General features: G+C 54.2%; 12 protein-coding genes and 1 other annotated feature. Of the genes, 8 read left to right on the plus strand and 4 right to left on the minus strand.

Going from position 1 to position 15,779, the window contains the following annotated elements:
* Window positions 1-356 precede the first annotated feature (356 nt).
* Entirely contained in the window at window positions 357-1,748 is a 1,392-nt protein-coding gene (ltrA, locus tag DYE26_RS01250) for a group II intron reverse transcriptase/maturase (RefSeq protein ID WP_036621729.1), read from the plus strand.
* 148 nt (window positions 1,749-1,896) lie between these two features.
* On the opposite strand, the gene DYE26_RS01255 is transcribed toward ltrA, so the two are convergent.
* Entirely contained in the window at window positions 1,897-2,427 is a 531-nt protein-coding gene (locus tag DYE26_RS01255) for a type 1 glutamine amidotransferase domain-containing protein (RefSeq protein WP_036627906.1), read from the minus strand.
* A 223-nt stretch (window positions 2,428-2,650) separates the two neighbouring features.
* On the opposite strand from DYE26_RS01255, the gene DYE26_RS01260 reads away from it, so the two are divergent.
* The 4 genes from DYE26_RS01260 (at window position 2,651) to DYE26_RS01275 (ending at window position 5,491) form a co-directional block, all read left to right on the plus strand.
* Window positions 2,651-3,085, plus strand: coding sequence for a hypothetical protein (locus tag DYE26_RS01260; RefSeq protein WP_036621525.1), 435 nt, complete (start codon window positions 2,651-2,653; stop codon window positions 3,083-3,085).
* A gap of 116 nt (window positions 3,086-3,201) precedes the next feature.
* The gene (gene ytxJ, locus DYE26_RS01265; RefSeq protein ID WP_036621527.1) at window positions 3,202-3,546 is read left to right on the plus strand and encodes a bacillithiol system redox-active protein YtxJ; all 345 of its coding nucleotides are present in this window, start codon (window positions 3,202-3,204) and stop codon (window positions 3,544-3,546) included.
* A 107-nt stretch (window positions 3,547-3,653) separates the two neighbouring features.
* Entirely contained in the window at window positions 3,654-4,658 is a 1,005-nt protein-coding gene (gene ccpA / locus DYE26_RS01270) for a catabolite control protein A (protein ID WP_036621529.1), read from the plus strand.
* A gap of 128 nt (window positions 4,659-4,786) precedes the next feature.
* Complete coding sequence (locus tag DYE26_RS01275) at window positions 4,787-5,491, plus strand: 5'-methylthioadenosine/adenosylhomocysteine nucleosidase (RefSeq protein WP_036621532.1); 705 nt, start codon at window positions 4,787-4,789, stop codon at window positions 5,489-5,491.
* On the opposite strand, the gene DYE26_RS01280 is transcribed toward DYE26_RS01275, so the two are convergent.
* Together DYE26_RS01280 and DYE26_RS01285 are read right to left on the minus strand one after the other, a co-directional pair.
* Window positions 5,486-6,664, minus strand: coding sequence for an acetoin utilization protein AcuC (locus DYE26_RS01280; protein ID WP_036621534.1), 1,179 nt, complete (start codon window positions 6,662-6,664; stop codon window positions 5,486-5,488). The genes DYE26_RS01275 and DYE26_RS01280 overlap by 6 nt on opposite strands.
* 30 nt (window positions 6,665-6,694) lie before the next feature.
* Window positions 6,695-7,327, minus strand: coding sequence for a GNAT family N-acetyltransferase (locus DYE26_RS01285; RefSeq protein WP_036621537.1), 633 nt, complete (start codon window positions 7,325-7,327; stop codon window positions 6,695-6,697).
* Between the two features lie 311 nt (window positions 7,328-7,638).
* Here DYE26_RS01285 and acsA point away from each other — a divergent pair, with 311 nt between their 5' ends.
* The gene (acsA, locus tag DYE26_RS01290) at window positions 7,639-9,363 is read left to right on the plus strand and encodes an acetate--CoA ligase (protein WP_036621539.1); all 1,725 of its coding nucleotides are present in this window, start codon (window positions 7,639-7,641) and stop codon (window positions 9,361-9,363) included.
* Between the two features lie 85 nt (window positions 9,364-9,448).
* Here the strand turns inward: acsA and DYE26_RS01295 are convergent, their stop codons facing one another.
* Window positions 9,449-12,553: a penicillin-binding protein 1A gene (locus tag DYE26_RS01295; protein ID WP_036621540.1), complete on the minus strand. Its 3,105-nt coding sequence runs from the start codon at window positions 12,551-12,553 to the stop codon at window positions 9,449-9,451.
* Between the two features lie 130 nt (window positions 12,554-12,683).
* Window positions 12,684-12,949, plus strand: a binding site (T-box leader).
* 71 nt (window positions 12,950-13,020) lie between these two features.
* Here DYE26_RS01295 and tyrS point away from each other — a divergent pair.
* Both tyrS and DYE26_RS01305 read left to right on the plus strand, forming a co-directional pair.
* A complete protein-coding gene (gene tyrS, locus DYE26_RS01300; protein ID WP_036621543.1) occupies window positions 13,021-14,274 on the plus strand; it encodes a tyrosine--tRNA ligase in 1,254 nt (417 codons plus the stop codon).
* Window positions 14,275-14,551: 277 nt separating this feature from the next.
* Window positions 14,552-15,712: a hypothetical protein gene (locus tag DYE26_RS01305; protein ID WP_036621545.1), complete on the plus strand. Its 1,161-nt coding sequence runs from the start codon at window positions 14,552-14,554 to the stop codon at window positions 15,710-15,712.
* Window positions 15,713-15,779: the final 67 nt, after the last annotated feature.

Genomic DNA, 15,779 nt, shown 5'->3' on the forward strand with positions numbered 1-15,779 from the left:
CCGCTAGCCAAGGGCAAGGGTGTCCATCGCGAGGTGGAATCTGAAGGAAGCCGGAGGCAAAAGCACGGGCCAAGGTACACAAACTGGATTTGAGGCAGGATGAACCGGATGAGCTGCCATAACACAGCGAAATCCAAAGCCGCCAAGGATCACTCCTGTAAACTCCAGTGGTCGTGGGCGGAAAGATGACGTTCTTATCTGGGGAGGCCTGCGGGAGAAAAAAAAAAAATGCGAAGTCACTTCGTAACCGCAACCGAGAGGCTGCGCTGAACCCGCAGGAGTCAGCAGAGGCCATAGTACGCAAGTACGGGACGCCGGAAAGCGGAAGGGCCGAACCGAAAGGAGAGAGGAAACCGATGCGTTCGCGTGAAGAGCAAAGACAGCCGAATATCCCAAAAGGGAGCTGCCAACAAAGAGAAGCGGTGAAGCCGTCAGGGTATGTTGGAGCGCCGAGTTCTTCATCGGCACAAATCGATCCTTCCTCTCACGAGGCAAGTAACGACTTGTTGGAGCGAATGCTCGAAGGGGAGAACCTCAGGCTCGCCTATAAGCGAGTGGTACAAAACGGAGGTGCCCCCGGTGTAGACCGAGTAACGGTAGCGGGGCTACAGGCTTACCTGAACACACGCTGGGAAACGGTGAAAGATGAACTCCTAACGGGAACGTACAGACCGATACCTGTCAGACGGGTGAAAATCCCCAAACCCGGAGGCGGTGTAAGGCTGCTCGGTATCCCGACCGTGATGGACCGCTTCCTCCAACAAGCACTTCTGCAAGTGATGAACCCGATTTTCGATGCCCCCTTCTCTTGGTACAGCTACGGCTTTAGACCGGGGAAGAGAGCACACGATGCCGTGAAGCAAGCCCAGCGATATATCCAAAGCGGTCTGCGATGGGTCGTAGATATGGATTTGGAAAAGTTCTTTGACCGGGTGAACCACGACATTCTCATGGCAAGAGTGGCAAGGAGAGTGACAGACAAGCGAGTCTTGAAGCTGATTCGGGCCTACTTGGAAGCCGGAATGATGGAAGGTGGCATCTGCCAGAAGACGGACGAGGGAACTCCGCAAGGCGGTCCGCTAAGTCCGCTTCTGGCAAACATCTTACTCGATGATTTGGATAAAGAACTGACAAAGAGGGGGCTGCGGTTTGTTCGTTACGCGGACGACTGCAACATCTTTGTAGCGAGCAGGCGAGCAGGTGAACGAGTCATGGAATCGGTCACACGATTTGTGGAAGGAAAGTTGAAACTGAAAGTGAATCGGGACAAAAGTGCAGTGGACAGGCCATGGAACCGGAAGTTTCTTGGCTTTAGTTTCCTGTCGAATAAACAGGCGACGATTCGATTGGCTCCCAAGACAATCTCTCGATTTAAAGAGAAGATCCGGGAGTTGACAAACCGTACCCAATCAGTCTCCATGGAGGAACGTATATCTAGACTGAACCGTTACCTCATGGGATGGATTGGATATTTCCGAATCGCATCGGCGAAGAGCCACTGTGAAAGATTCGACCAGTGGATTCGAAGAAGACTTCGAATGTGCCTATGGAAACAATGGAAGCGGGTACGCACCCGAATTCGTGAACTTCGGGCACTCGGAGTCCCAGAATGGGCCTGCTATGTTATGGCAAACTCCCGCCGGGGTGCATGGGAAATGTCTCGAAACACAAATAACGCCCTTCCGACTTCCTACTGGGAAGTGAAAGGGCTGAAGAGTTTGCTTTCTCGTTACCTGGAGCTTTGTTAACCTTTTGGAACCGCCGTATGCGGACCCGCATGTACGGTGGTGTGAGAGGACGGGGGTTAGTCACCCTCTCCTACTCGATTAATTAAAGTATAAACTCGGTATGGTCATTGGATATATCCAATCGAATTGGAGACTGGGCACGTGCACGTTATTTTGCCGCGGCCAGCGCATCAACATAAGCTTTCCCGTATTCCGGCAAATCCGGCGGACGGCGGGCGGAAATAATATGTCCGTCGACGACGACCGGTTCATCTTTCCAGACGGCTCCGGCGTTCTCCATATCGTCGCGGATCCCCGGGGTGGAGGTCACGGTCACGCCCTTTAAAATTCCGGCGGAGACAAGCACCCAGCCGGCGTGGCAGATCTGGCCGATCGGCTTTTTCGCGTCATTCATCTCGCGGACGATCTGCAGCACTTTCCCGTACCGGCGCAGCTTGTCCGGAGCCCAACCCCCGGGAACGAGAATGCCGTCGTACCGGCTGGAATCGATTTCCTCAAAGGAAAGTTCGGCTTCGGCGGGGACGCCGTACTTCCCTATGTATTTTTTGCCTTTCTCCGCACCGGCGAGATGGACTTCCGCACCTTCCTCACGAACGCGATAGACCGGGTACCAGAGCTCCAGATCCTCAAATTCTTCGTCTACTAAAGCGATAATCTTTTTACCAGTAAGTCTCAAAATCATCTCCTCCTATCATTTAGCGCCCTTGACGAAATTCCCATTCAATATTTTAATTGTATCAAAAATGATAAGTATTTTCATGCCCAGAGGCTCCAAAACGCTTTCCATGGATGGTAAATATAAGTATGTTCTGCTAATGGAAGGAGATACCTCGGGAAGGTCGAATATATATATTATTCATCGTAGCAACTAAAATGTAGTAGATTAAGATGAGGTGGGTACCGTGCGAAAGCACTGTCATTGCGGGCAAATGATGAATCTAGGCTTCAGGGTGGTTATTTTTGAAGGAATCTATGAAATCAACCGGGTTCCGATTTATGAATGCGAAGATTGCAGTTATTACGAAGTGCTGCCGGAAGTGAAAACGGATTTAACCGACATGCTGGCCAAGCTTAAGCGGGAGCGGGCGGAAGAGCGGATCGATTTTACCGAGCGGAATGAACTGGCCGATCTGATTTTCGGAATTTACCGCCAGTGGAACCGGATGGAGACATCTTCATTTGAAGCCCTGCTCGAGCGGCAATGCGAGGAGAGGATTAACCTTCTGTTGGATTTATTCGGCTGTGCAAAAAATCTGGGCGACACGGCGTGGATGGACGATATTTCCCAACGTTTGGCGCAATTGTCCAAATTTATAAAAAATCGTCAGCTTTCTTAAGCAAAGTTTTGACATTTTCACGTTTTTTTCATTTCAGGTTGTATTTTTATTTCCCTTTTTGATAATATATCAAAAGAACCTGTGCTGAGTGTTATTGAAAAGGGGTTGGAACGATCATGTCCAAGTGGATCAGAATAACTTCGCCTAAGCAGCTCCATGAGGCGCTTGAGGCTTCAGCAAGCGGGCCGCTTCTGCTCTTCAAACATAGTACACGCTGTCCCATCAGCGCCGGCGCGCTCCGGGAAGCGGAAGCCTATTTGAACGGCAATCCGCGCGAAGACGTTACATACGGGCTGATATATGTCATTGAAGATCGGGCTGTGTCGAATGAGGCCGCCGAGCGGCTGGGCGTTAAACACGAATCCCCACAGGCTATATTGGTAAAGGACGGACAAGCCGTCTGGCACACTTCCCATTCAAGCATTACACAGGCGGCGCTGCAGGGAATTCTGAAAGTATGAAGCGTTGTCATTGCATAAAGTAGTATTTTGTCGTATCATAAATTTAATTGAACTCTGGAACTTTACCGGAAGAACGAGTGAAAATCTATGGCAATGGAGAGAAGATTGTGACGGTTACCATTTACGATGTGGCACGTGAAGCAGGCGTCTCGATGGCCACGGTTTCCCGGGTTGTCAACAACAACCCCAATGTGAAACCGCAGACCCGGAAAAAGGTATACGAAGCGATCGAACGGTTGGGCTACCGTCCAAACGCGGTCGCGCGGGGTCTCGCCAGCAAGAAGACCACCACGGTAGGCGTGGTGATCCCCGATATCTCGAATTCGATTTTTGCGGAAATCGCTCGGGGTATTGAAGATATTGCGAACATGTATCACTATAACATTATTTTATGTAACGCCGACAAGCGCAAGGAGAAGGAGATCCGCGTCATCAACACGTTGCTTGAGAAGCAAGTGGACGGGCTCCTGTTTATGGGCGGCACCGTGACGGACGAGCATATTCAGGCGTTTCAAACGTCGTCGGTTCCGATCGTGCTTTGCGCGACAAGCGATGAGAAAGGGCAATATCCTTCGGTGGATATCGACCATGAAGCGGCTGCGTTTGATGCGGTCAGCACGCTGATCCGCCATGGCCACCGGGATATCGCGATGATCAGCGGAACCCTGCAGGATCCGGCGAACGGTTATGCCCGCTTCCAGGGCTACAAGCGCGCGTTGGAAACGGCGGGAATTCAATACCAGGAAGACCTGGTGCGGATCGGCAACTACCGTTACGAATCCGGCGTGGAAGCGATGAAGTATTTCCTGGGGCTTAAGAAACGGCCTACGGCCATCTTTGCGGCAACGGACGAAATGGCTATCGGCGCGATTCACAGCATTCAGGATGAGGGGCTGAAGGTTCCCGACGATTTTTCGATCATCAGCGTCGACAACATTCGCATGGCTTCGATGGTGCGTCCGCAGCTCACAACCGTCGCCCAGCCAATGTATGATTTGGGTGCGGTGGCAATGCGTTTGCTGACCAAACTGATGAAGAAAGAGAACGTGGAGAATCCTCGCGTGATTTTGCCGCATGAGACGATTTTGCGATTGTCGGTCAGCCACGTGTAATGTGTTTTCTTTGTAGAGAGAGATGAGACACAGAAAAAATATATATGAAAAAGGTTATACGACGGAAAAGCTCCTTTTTAGGAGCTTTTTTGAGTATTGGGGGATACTTGGTCAAAGGAGTGATAAGCATGGCTAAAACGATTGGCCTGATGGGCGCCATGGATGAAGAAATCGCCCTGCTGCTGGAGCGGGTCGAAAATCAGGAAACGGCCGTTATCGCGGGCATCCGCTTTGTGAAAGGAAGTCTGCACGGCAAGGACGTCGTCGTCTGCAAATCCGGGGTCGGGAAAGTCAATGCGGCGTTAGCGGCGCAATTGCTGATCGACCGCTTTGAGGCCGGCGCCATATGGTTTACGGGCGTGGCCGGAGCGGTTCACCCGGATCTGGACGTTGGCGACATCGTCATCTCATCTTCCTGCCAGCAGCATGATATGGACGCAAGTCCGCTCGGGTACCCGCGCGGAACGGTGCCTTATCAGGAAGTATCCGACTTTCCCGCGGACCCGGTGTTTATCGCTTTGGCCGAAGAGGCCTGCACCCGGCTGTGCCGGGACCATAAATACATCGTCGGCCGGGTGCTGTCCGGCGATCAATTTATCGCCGACCGCGGCTTCGTCAGCTCGGTGCTGTACGGGGAGATGGAAGGCGCCTGCGTGGAAATGGAAGGCGCCGCGCTTGCGCAAGTGTGCGGCATGAACCGGGTGCCGTTCGTCGTGCTGCGCTCCATCTCCGATAAAGCGGACGGTTCGGCGGACGTGAATTTCGCCGAGTTTACAAAGCTGGCCGCGCAGCGTTCGTTTGAAATCTTAAACGATATGGTGCAGCATCTATAAATAGTCCTGCAGGGCAACCGCGAGCGTCTCGCGGTTTTTGGCCGTGATTTCCGCCCGGCGGGGGATGCCGTTCCAATGCGACAGGTCGTCCAGCCAGGCGTCCGGGAGCGAAAAGGACGTTTGGCTTTGCCAACGCTTTGTCCAGGCTTCCGGGAGTCTGGCGTCCGGCTGCCGCGTTAAGGTTTCCTTTAGCGGGTGGCCGCTCATCTCAAGCCAGAGCAGGCTCCAGGCGCGCGGAACGACCCGCCAGAAATCGTAGCCGCCTCCGCCGACCGCGACCCAGCGCCCTTCGCAGTACGTATGGGCCAGCTCGTGCAGGATTTCGGGCATGCGCCGGTAAATCGCCATGCTGCAGTGCATATGGGACAACGGGTCCAGCGCATGGGCGTCGCACCCGTGCAGGCTGACGATCAGATCCGGGCGAAAATGACCGGCCAGGCGCCGAACGGACTGTTCAAAGCACTCCATCCACGAATCGTCTTCGGTATACGGCTGCAGGGGCAGGTTCATGCACGCGCCATAGCCCTGGTGCTCTCCGCGCTCCGGCAAAAATCCGGTCCCCGGAAACAGGTATTTGCCCGTTTCGTGGATCGAATACGTGCATACCTCCGGGTCCGAATAAAAGCTCCACTGCACCCCGTCCCCGTGGTGGACGTCCGTGTCCACGTAAAGCACGCGCGCGCCGTAACGGCGGCGGGCGTAGGAAATCGCCACGGCGGCGTCGTTGTAAACGCAGAAGCCCGCGGCTTTAGCCGAAAGGGCGTGATGCAGCCCGCCGCCCAAATGCAGGGCATGCGTGCTCGCCCCCGACAGCACCGCTTCAACCGCCGCTACGGTGCCGCCTGAGATGCAGGCCGCCGCCTCGTGCATCCCGGCAAAGTACGGGGTGTCTTCATCCAGCAGGCCGTATTGCTCGGCGCGGCTGACCCAGGCCGGATCGGGCGGAGTCAGGCTTAAATTTTTTACGGCTTCCACGTATGCGGGCTGATGAACCCACAGCAGTTCCTCCTCCGTTGCCGGACGCTGCCGAAGCAGATGATCCGGCTTCAAGGCGCCAACCTCTTTTAACAAATCCATGGTTAATTCCAAGCGGATCGGATGGAACGGGTGCCGGTCATGAAACCGGTATTTCCGCTCTTGTTCATGGTGAATAAATAAAGCGCTTCCAGGCATGGAATCACACGCCTTCCTTATTGATGCTTGCTAATACATGAAACGCTGCTGAAAACGGATGCGGTCGAACTGTTCCTCGGAGGATAACGGGACCTCCTTGCCGATCCGGACCATCAGGCAATTGGCCGGATGGGAGCAAATTTCCGGATCATCGGTCGCGTACCAGACCATATCGACCGTCTTCATAAGCCGTTCCATCATTTTGCGGTAATCCCAAACGCTGAGGCCGCTGTTCTTCAAATCCCAATGCCAGTAATATTCGGTCGTAAACACGATATACCGCTCCATTTGCCCATCCTCGAAAGCGGTGCGGATCATTTTCGAGCCGAGTCCCGCGCTGCGGTATTCATCGGCCACCTCGACGGCCCCCAGTTCGATCAGGTCGGGCATGCGCCCCTGGGACCAGCGCTCCAGCGCGTCGGGATAATGGAAAGTAACGTACCCGACAATCGTCGCTTCGCTCCGGGCCAAAATGATCCGGCCTTCCGGGAGTGAGGCGATTTCGACCAGAGCGGCGTGCTGATCCTCGGGCTTCCGAAAAGCGTCCAGATCCGGATGCATCCGCAGCGTTTGGAGATGGGACGGAGTAACGGGACCTTCCACGATAATTTCGCGTTCATGGTAGGGCAGGGTATGGCGGATATAGGTTTTGCGGTGTTCCATTTTGCCGCCTCCTTTGCTCGTTCACCTCACTTATAACAGAAAAATGAAAAATTGAAAAGTGTAGCCTGTGCGGAAAAACCTGTGATATAATGTTCTCCGACATAAAATTTTCACAATTCAAGGCTGTTAATATGGTGGTTGAGCTTGACAAACGGTTCGGAAGTTTTAATTCCCGTTTCTTTCGATTAGAACGGATGCCTGCCCGCCAACAAAAGCTGAAGCAAAAGATTTACCTTACGCTCCTGTGTATCCGTTTTCATGAACTTTGATCTACTGTTTTCTTATTTACAAAGATTAAGGAGGATGAAACGATGAGTCAACTGCAAGGGGAAATCATTGCGGCGGGTGTACCGTCGTCCAACATGAACAGCTACGAAGAAGCCTGCGCCAATTTTAATTGGAACGATGTGGAAGAGCAGTTTTCCTGGCATGTTACAGGCCGGGTAAACATGGCTTACGAGGCGATCGACCGCCATGTCGATGCCGGGAAGGGGGATAAGCCGGCGCTCTTGTTCAGCGATCCGGTCCGCGAAGAATCCTACACGTTTGAGCAGATGCGGGAGCAGACGAACCGCTGCGCCAATGTGCTGCGCAAATACGGGATCGCTAAGGGGGACCGGGTATTCGTGTTTATGCCGCGGTCGCCCGAGCTTTACATCAGCGTGCTTGGGATTATCAAGGTGGGAGCCGTGGTGGGCCCGCTTTTCGAAGCTTTTATGGAGACGGCGGTCAAAGACCGGCTGGAGGACAGCGGAGCGGTAGCGCTGGTTACGACGCCGGAGCTGCTGCCCCGCGTCAAACGGGAGGAGCTGCCGGCGCTGAAAACGATCTTCGTCGTCGGCGACAACGTAGCCGCGGAACCCGGAATCGTCGATTGGAAATCCGAGCTGGCGGCGGCTTCCCCCGAGGCCGAAATCGAATGGGTGAACCGCGAGGACGGACTCATTTTACATTATACTTCAGGCTCTACCGGCAAGCCGAAAGGCGTTTACCATGTGCACAATGCGATGATTCAGCACTATCATACCGGCCATGTCGTACTCGATTTGAAAGAAGGGGATATCTATTGGTGCACGGCCGACCCCGGATGGGTGACCGGCACGTCCTACGGCATTTTCGCTCCTTGGCTGCACGGGGCGACCAATGTTGTCCGCGGCGGACGCTTCAGCCCGGCCGACTGGTATAGGACGATTCAGAAATATCAAGTGAGCGTCTGGTACAGCGCGCCGACCGCTTTTCGCATGCTGATGGGCGCCGGACAGGACATCATTACGCAATACGATCTGTCTTCGCTGCGCCACGTGTTGTCCGTCGGCGAGCCGCTCAACCCCGAGGTTGTCCGCTGGGGGATGAAGGTATACAACCGCCGGATTCACGATACGTGGTGGATGACCGAGACGGGCGGGCAACTGATCTGCAATTACACGTCGATGCCGATCAAACCCGGTTCGATGGGAAAACCGGTTCCCGGCATCCATGCGGCCATCATCGACGATAACGGCAAGGAATTGCCGCCGTACCGGATGGGCAATTTGGCGATCCGCACGCCATGGCCGTCGATGATGCGGCTGATCTGGAACAACGCGCCGAAATACGAAGAGTACTTCCGGATTCCCGGGTGGTATATTTCCGGGGATACGGCGTATATGGACGAGGACGGGTATTTCTGGTTCCAAGGGCGGATTGACGACGTCATCAACTCCTCCGGCGAGCGGATTGGGCCGTTTGAGGTCGAGAGCAAACTGGTCGAGCATCCGGCCGTGGCCGAAGCCGGCGTGATCGGCAAGCCCGATCCCGTGCGCGGAGAGATCATCAAGGCCTTTATATCGTTGCGCGAAGGGTTCGCGCCTTCCGAGGAACTGAAGGCGGAAATCGCCAAATTCGTCAAAGAAGGGCTGTCCGCCCACGCCGCGCCGCGGGAAATCGAATTTAAAGACAAATTGCCCAAAACGCGCTCCGGCAAAATCATGCGCCGCGTGTTAAAAGCTTGGGAACTTAACCTCCCGGCCGGAGATTTATCGACGATTGAGGATTAAAGCGGATTTTCCCGCTAGATGCAATAAGCCCCTCCGAAGAGCGCTCGGAGGGGCTTTCCCTTGCTTATCTGGTTTTGGCGCCAGCTTATTTACTGTACTGCACCGGAGACGATGCCGGGGATTCGCCCAGCACGTTCACCGCCGTAACCTTGACCCAGACGCTGCCGGAGTCGGTTTTGAAAGAATACTGCGTATCGGCGGTCGAGCCGGCTTTGGAATACGTGCCGTCCGCGGCATCGGACACGTACACGTTATAGCTGGTGACGAGGTCCAGAGCCGGGTTGGCTTCCCAGCTTGCCGTAAACCCTCGTTCGTCCTTCTTAATGCTCACCTGGGCGGGAGAAGCGGGGAGCGAACCGTCCGTGCCATTCTCCCCGGCCGTTCCCCCATCTTCCGGCGTTTCGCCGCTGCTGTCCGGAGGCGTGACGCCTTCCGGGTTTATGCCTCCCAATAAACCGACAACCGCGCTAGGTTCCGACTCCTTGCCGGCTACGTCCACGGCCGTAACGTAATAAGAAGTGGCCGGGCCGGCGGCGTTGGCGTCGGTGATCGACAAATCGTCGCCGATGAGCGCCGCTTTGCCGGTATATTGGAACTCCACCCCGTCATCCGAGCGGTACAGTCGGTAGCCGACAACGTCTTTTTCGCTGTTCGCGCCAAACGTTACCGTGGCCGTGCTTCCGTTTATCTTGAGCGCGACGCCCCCCGGGGACGCCGGGGCATTGCCGTCGTCGGTGCGCGGGTCAGGCTTATACGGCGCGTCCTCGCCGGCGTCCCTCGGCATGTAGTAACTCAGCGATCTGTGGCTGCCCTTCATGACGGAAAACGCGTTCTGCAGCTCTTTCACCAGCTCGGCGATCGGCTTCTCGCGGCGAACGACCACTTTTTCGCGCTGCATATCGGACGGCGTCGTTTCCAGGGGAACGTAGTTCACCCCATCGTAAGTGACATATTTCGCCCGTACCAGAACGTCCTCGGATTTGGTCGGGACGTATTTGGCGTTGAAGATATCCGTCACCAGCTTGCCGGCCTGCTGCGTCAATTGGGTCGGCAGTTTGCCGCTATAGCCGGAGACCGTTTTGGTGACGATTCCGTCCGGCTTTTTGAATTCCTTCGTGGCAAACAGGTCCGGTTCGTTTGCGGTGACCTCGTTCATGACGAGCGACCATATTTTCCGGGCCCGCGATTTACCGGCATCGGAGAGCGTGTTTACGGAATCGCGATAGCCGATCCATACGCCGAGCGTAACGTCCGGCGAGTAGCCCATAAACCAGACGTCCGCGTAATTTTGCGTGGTGCCGGTTTTGCCGACGACGGGAATTTTTCCGTAGTTTTTAAAGTCTCTTTTGATCGAACTGCCCGTCCCGTCCCGAATGACGGTGCGCAGCATATCGGTCATCAAATAGGCGGTTTGCTCGGAAAACACCTGCTTCGGTTCGTTCTTGTGCTTGTAAACGACCTTTCCTTTGGCATCGACGATTTTTTCGATCATATAGGCGTCGACGAACTTTCCGCCGTTCGGGATCGCGCTGTAGGCGTTCGTCAGTTCCTCTACGGTAACGCCGTATTTCAGACCGCCGAGCACGCCGGTTTGCGCATTGTAATCCTCGTCTTCGAGGGTGGTGATCCCGAGTTTTTTCGCGAAATCCCAAGCTTTGTCAATCCCGACGATGTTGTTGAACACCTTGAGCGCCGGGATGTTGCGGGATTCGTTAAGCGCCGTTCTCGCCGTAACCAGGCCTTTGTAGCCGCCGCTGGAGTTTACGGGGATGTGATAGCCCTTTTGGTAATCCCGCAGGATGATCGGCGAATCGTCGATGATGCTGGCCGGCTGAATCAAGCCCGCATCAAGCGCCGGCAAATAAGCGGCGATCGGCTTCATCGTGGAGCCGGGCTGCCGTTTCATTTGCGTCGCATAGTTCATTTGCTCTGTATAGAAATCGCGTCCCTCGATCATGCCCAAAATCGCGCCGGTATCATTGTCGAGCATCATTGCCGCAACCTGCTCCAGGCCTTTCTTTTCACTGGATGGCGAAAAATTATCCGCATTTTCGGACACTTTGTGCATCGAGTTGTATACCTGCTTATCGATCGTGGTATACACTTTGTATCCCCCGGTCAACAGCTCCTGCCGGGCATCCTCGAGAATTTGCGGGCGGCTGGCCGCCTGTTCCTTGGTCAGCTCCGGATTGCGCAGCATCGCAAGCACGATAGCGCCTTGCCGTTCCGTCTCCAGCATCAGATAAGGGTAAGTGTCGTAAGCTTTTTTGGTTTGCTGCGCCAGCGAACCTTTCAGATCAAAAGCCAGCGCCTCCTGATACTGGGCCTGGGTAATTTTGTTCTCTTCCAGCATGCGCTGCAGCACCAGCTGTTGGCGCTTCATCGCTCTTCCGAAGGCTTCCTCGTTAAATTCCCCTTTGCCGTTAAAGGCCGAATAGGAGGAAGGAAGCTGCGGAAGTCCGGCCAAATAAGCGGTCTGCGCGATGTTCAGGTCCTCCAGATTGGAAATGTTGAAGATTCCTTTGGCCGCCGCCTTGATCCCGTAGACCTGGTATCCGTTCGATCCGTTGCCGAAGGGAACTTTGTTCAAATAAGCTGTAATGATTTCTTCCTTGGATAAAAAACGTTCCAGCCGGAGCGCCAGCAGTATTTCCTTGACCTTCCGGTCTTCCGTGCGTTCCAAATTCAGAAAGACGCGCCGCGCGAGCTGCTGGGTCAGCGTACTCCCGCCGGTCTGTACGCTCTCATGGAGCAGCCTTTGCTTTACGGCCCGGAGCGTTCCTTTAAAGTCGACCCCGATATGCTCGTTAAAATGATTGTCCTCAATCGCGATCACCGCATCGATGACCGATTGGGGGATTTGCTGGTAAGTGACCGGACGCCGGTCTTCCTCCGAGCGAAGCTGGCCGATCGCCTGCCCGTCGCGGAAATACGCGAACCCCGTCATCTCGTTATAATTGATTTTTGCTTCAATGTCGGCCCGCGACCGCACGGGATCGTCCTTGACGATCGAGGAGACGTAACCGAACACGGCGCCCCCCGCAAACAGAACTCCCGCAAATCCAAGGAGAACGAGCCAGCCTAGCGTCGCCCAGATCCAGCGGCCTTTCCTGGGCCGCCGAACCGGTTTGCCGCTCTTTGACCTGCGCTTTTTTTGCTGGCCGGAGTTGTTTTCGTTATCATGAACCATCAATGATCCTCCTTTATAAACAGCAACATTATAGCATAAAAATGGTCTATTGGTTGTTTTTTCATCCTATTTGGCTGAGGTTTGACTTCGTAAACGGGATTATGTTATAAAATAATTTAAATGCATATTTTCAAAGGCGTGGAAAGACTTAGTAGAAAGCGGAATCCCGCCGCTCAGAGAATCGGTGGTCGCTGCGAACCGAATGGGCGGATCCCTTTTGAATTACCGTCTGGAGCCGTCCGGGGGAACGCGGCCCTAAGCCGCAAGTAGTCCGGTTCCGGGATGACCGTTATAAGAATGAAGTGAAAACCGTTTCGTTTGCTTTGCTGCGGCCTGCGGCGGGTTAACGCGGTTTTAATTAGGGTGGTAACGCGAGCGCTCCTTCTCGTCCCTTGGGACGGAAGGAGCTTTTTTGCGCTTGTGGGTTTGACGGTTGTTCCAATTTTTGATCTGGAGGAGTGTTTGGTATGAAATGGGAAGAGTTGACGCCTGAGCAGCAGGCGGAGGTGGAGCGCCAGTTGAAAGTAATTTCCCGGGGGGTCGTCGAGATTGTCCCCGAGGATGAACTGAGGCAAAAGGTGATGAAATCGGTCGTCGCCGGAACGCCGCTTAAGGTCAAGCTGGGGCTTGATCCGTCGGCCCCCGATATTCACGTCGGGCACACGGTCGTAATGCAGAAGCTGCGCCAATTTCAGGAGCTCGGCCATCAGGTCCACCTCATCATCGGGGATTTTACGGGGCGGATCGGCGACCCGACCGGCAAATCGGAAACCCGCAAGCAGTTGACCGAGGAAGATGTGCTGCGGAATGCGGAAACGTACCGGCAGCAGATTTTTAAAATTTTGGATCCGGAAAAAACGAAGGTTCATTTCAACTCCGAATGGCTGGCTCCGCTGACGTTTGCCGACGTCGTCAAGCTGGCGGCCAAAGTGACGGTAGCCCGGATGCTGGAGCGGGACGACTTCACCAAACGCTACCAAAGCGGGCAACCGATCAGTATTCACGAATTTTTCTACCCGCTGATGCAGGGGATGGACTCCGTGGCGCTGGAGAGCGACATCGAGCTTGGCGGAACCGACCAGAAGTTCAACCTGCTGATGGGCCGGACGCTGCAGAAGGAATACGGCAAAGATACCCAGATCGCGATTATGACGCCGATCATCGAAGGTCTCGACGGTGTGCAGAAGATGAGCAAAAGCCTTGGCAACTACATCGGCATCGACGAGGAGCCGAACGAAATCTACGGCAAAGCGATGTCCGTGCCGGACGAGCTGATGCTGAAATATTACGAGCTGGTGACGGATTTGCCTGGAGAAGAGCTGGAGGCACTTGCGGAAGGTCTTAAAACGGGCAGCGTCCACCCGCGCGATGCGAAGATGAAGCTGGCGTTCACGCTGGTCCGGATGTACCATGGCGCAGATGCGGCGAATGCCGCGCAGGAGCATTTCGTAACGGTGTTCCAGCAGCGGGCTTTGCCGGAGGATATCGAAGAGAAGGAGATCCCCGCAGGAGAGCTGGAGGACGGGAAAATCCGCCTGATCAAGCTGCTGACGCTGATCGGTTTCGCCGCCTCAAACGGGGAAGCGAGACGCAGCATCCAGCAGGGGGCGGTTAAACTTAACGAAGAGAAGCTGACCGACCCAAACGCGGAGGTCGCTTTGTCCGGCGGGGAAGTCATTCAGGTGGGAAAACGGAAATTCGCCAAGCTGACGGTGAAATAAAAAGATTTCAACTCATTCGTTTGGAAGATTTACACATTATAGAAACGCCGGAGCGAATTGCTCCGGCGTTTTTTTCTATGGCCTGAGAGGGCGCGGCGATATTTAAAATCATGAGACGAATTTCCTGAGTTTTAATGCTTACTTAATGAGAATTTCGGCTTTCGCGGAAAAAAATTTGGGCTTTTAAAACTTTTTCGCAGGCCCATCCGTTTACGCCATGTGTCGACCGATCGGAACATAAGACACTAAAAAATAGGCGGAAGGATGGAAAGATAAAATGAAACACAATTTTTACAAGGTTTTGAGTACGGCCGCACTGGCCGCAATCATTGCCGGCGCGGGGACGGTTGGCGTAATGCGGGCTGTTCAGGCTGCTCCGGCAGCGAAGTCCGCTGTGCCGCAAGAGGCCGCACAAGCTTCACAAGCTTCACAAACTTCACAAACTTCACAAGCCGAAAAGACCGAACATGCCGGGCAAACGGCCGGTCTGAACAACGTGGATCAAAAGCTGATCGACGCCGCGCAAGCGAAGCTCAAAGAGTTTGTTAAGGAACCGGTTGCTTTCCTCAAGGCGGAAACCGCAAAGCTTGGCGATGAGGAGGCCGTTTGTTTCGTAATCAGCGAGACAAAGATGGGCTCCGAGACTTCCCCTAACGAAAATGTAACGGTAAAACGCGACGGTACGGTGGTAAATCTTTATCTTAGCACCTCGTACAAAGAACTTAACGATAACGTCAAGGCAAAGCTGGACCTCGCCTGGAAGCAGGCCTATAACAAAGATTCAAGCGGCATTGAGCGCGTGTTCGTTCATTATACAAATTCCGAATTTTATTTCACGGGGTTGGATTATACCAACATAACAGCCGCCAACGGTAAAAAAGAGTCCGTAGACCTGATAAACGGAAAACTGGATTATAGCGGCGGAAAACTGGAGGAGCAAGAAGTGCCGGCCGCAATCAATAAGGCGGCGGCCGAGGCTCTTTCCCGCGCCGGAGCGACCGCGAAGGGAAGCCCTGACGTAACCTTCGGCAACAAACCGAATGGAAAGAAAGTGTACTATTTTACGTACGGAGAGACGAATAAGGGGGAAGTGAAAGTTAACGTTGAAGAAACGACCAACCGGCTGCTCGGCCTGAGCTTGGAGGACTCGTCCCTGCTCAAGGACCTCTCCCAAGTAAGCAAGGAAAACGCGGAGGAGGAAACGAACGCCATCCGTGAAAAAGTGAACGGATACGGGTTGGACGAATTAAAGAAGGCGGCTGTAGAGCAGGCTAAAGCGATGCTGAATCTGGATTTGTCGGACTATGCCGCGAAGCGGGATGAAACATCCAAGTCTTCTTACCATAATTCGATAGTCTTTACCAAAGAAGGCGCTCCCGGCGTAACGGGTTACTTTAACGCCAAAGGGTTCTTCCACGGCTTTAATATTGAGCAATAACCTGAGTATACTTGACTGCGAATAGGCTGAGTTTTTAAGCGCAACCCGGCTCGAGCCGATTTTTGAC

The organism is Paenibacillus macerans (assembly GCF_900454495.1).
GTDB classification, from domain to species: domain Bacteria; phylum Bacillota; class Bacilli; order Paenibacillales; family Paenibacillaceae; genus Fontibacillus; species Fontibacillus macerans.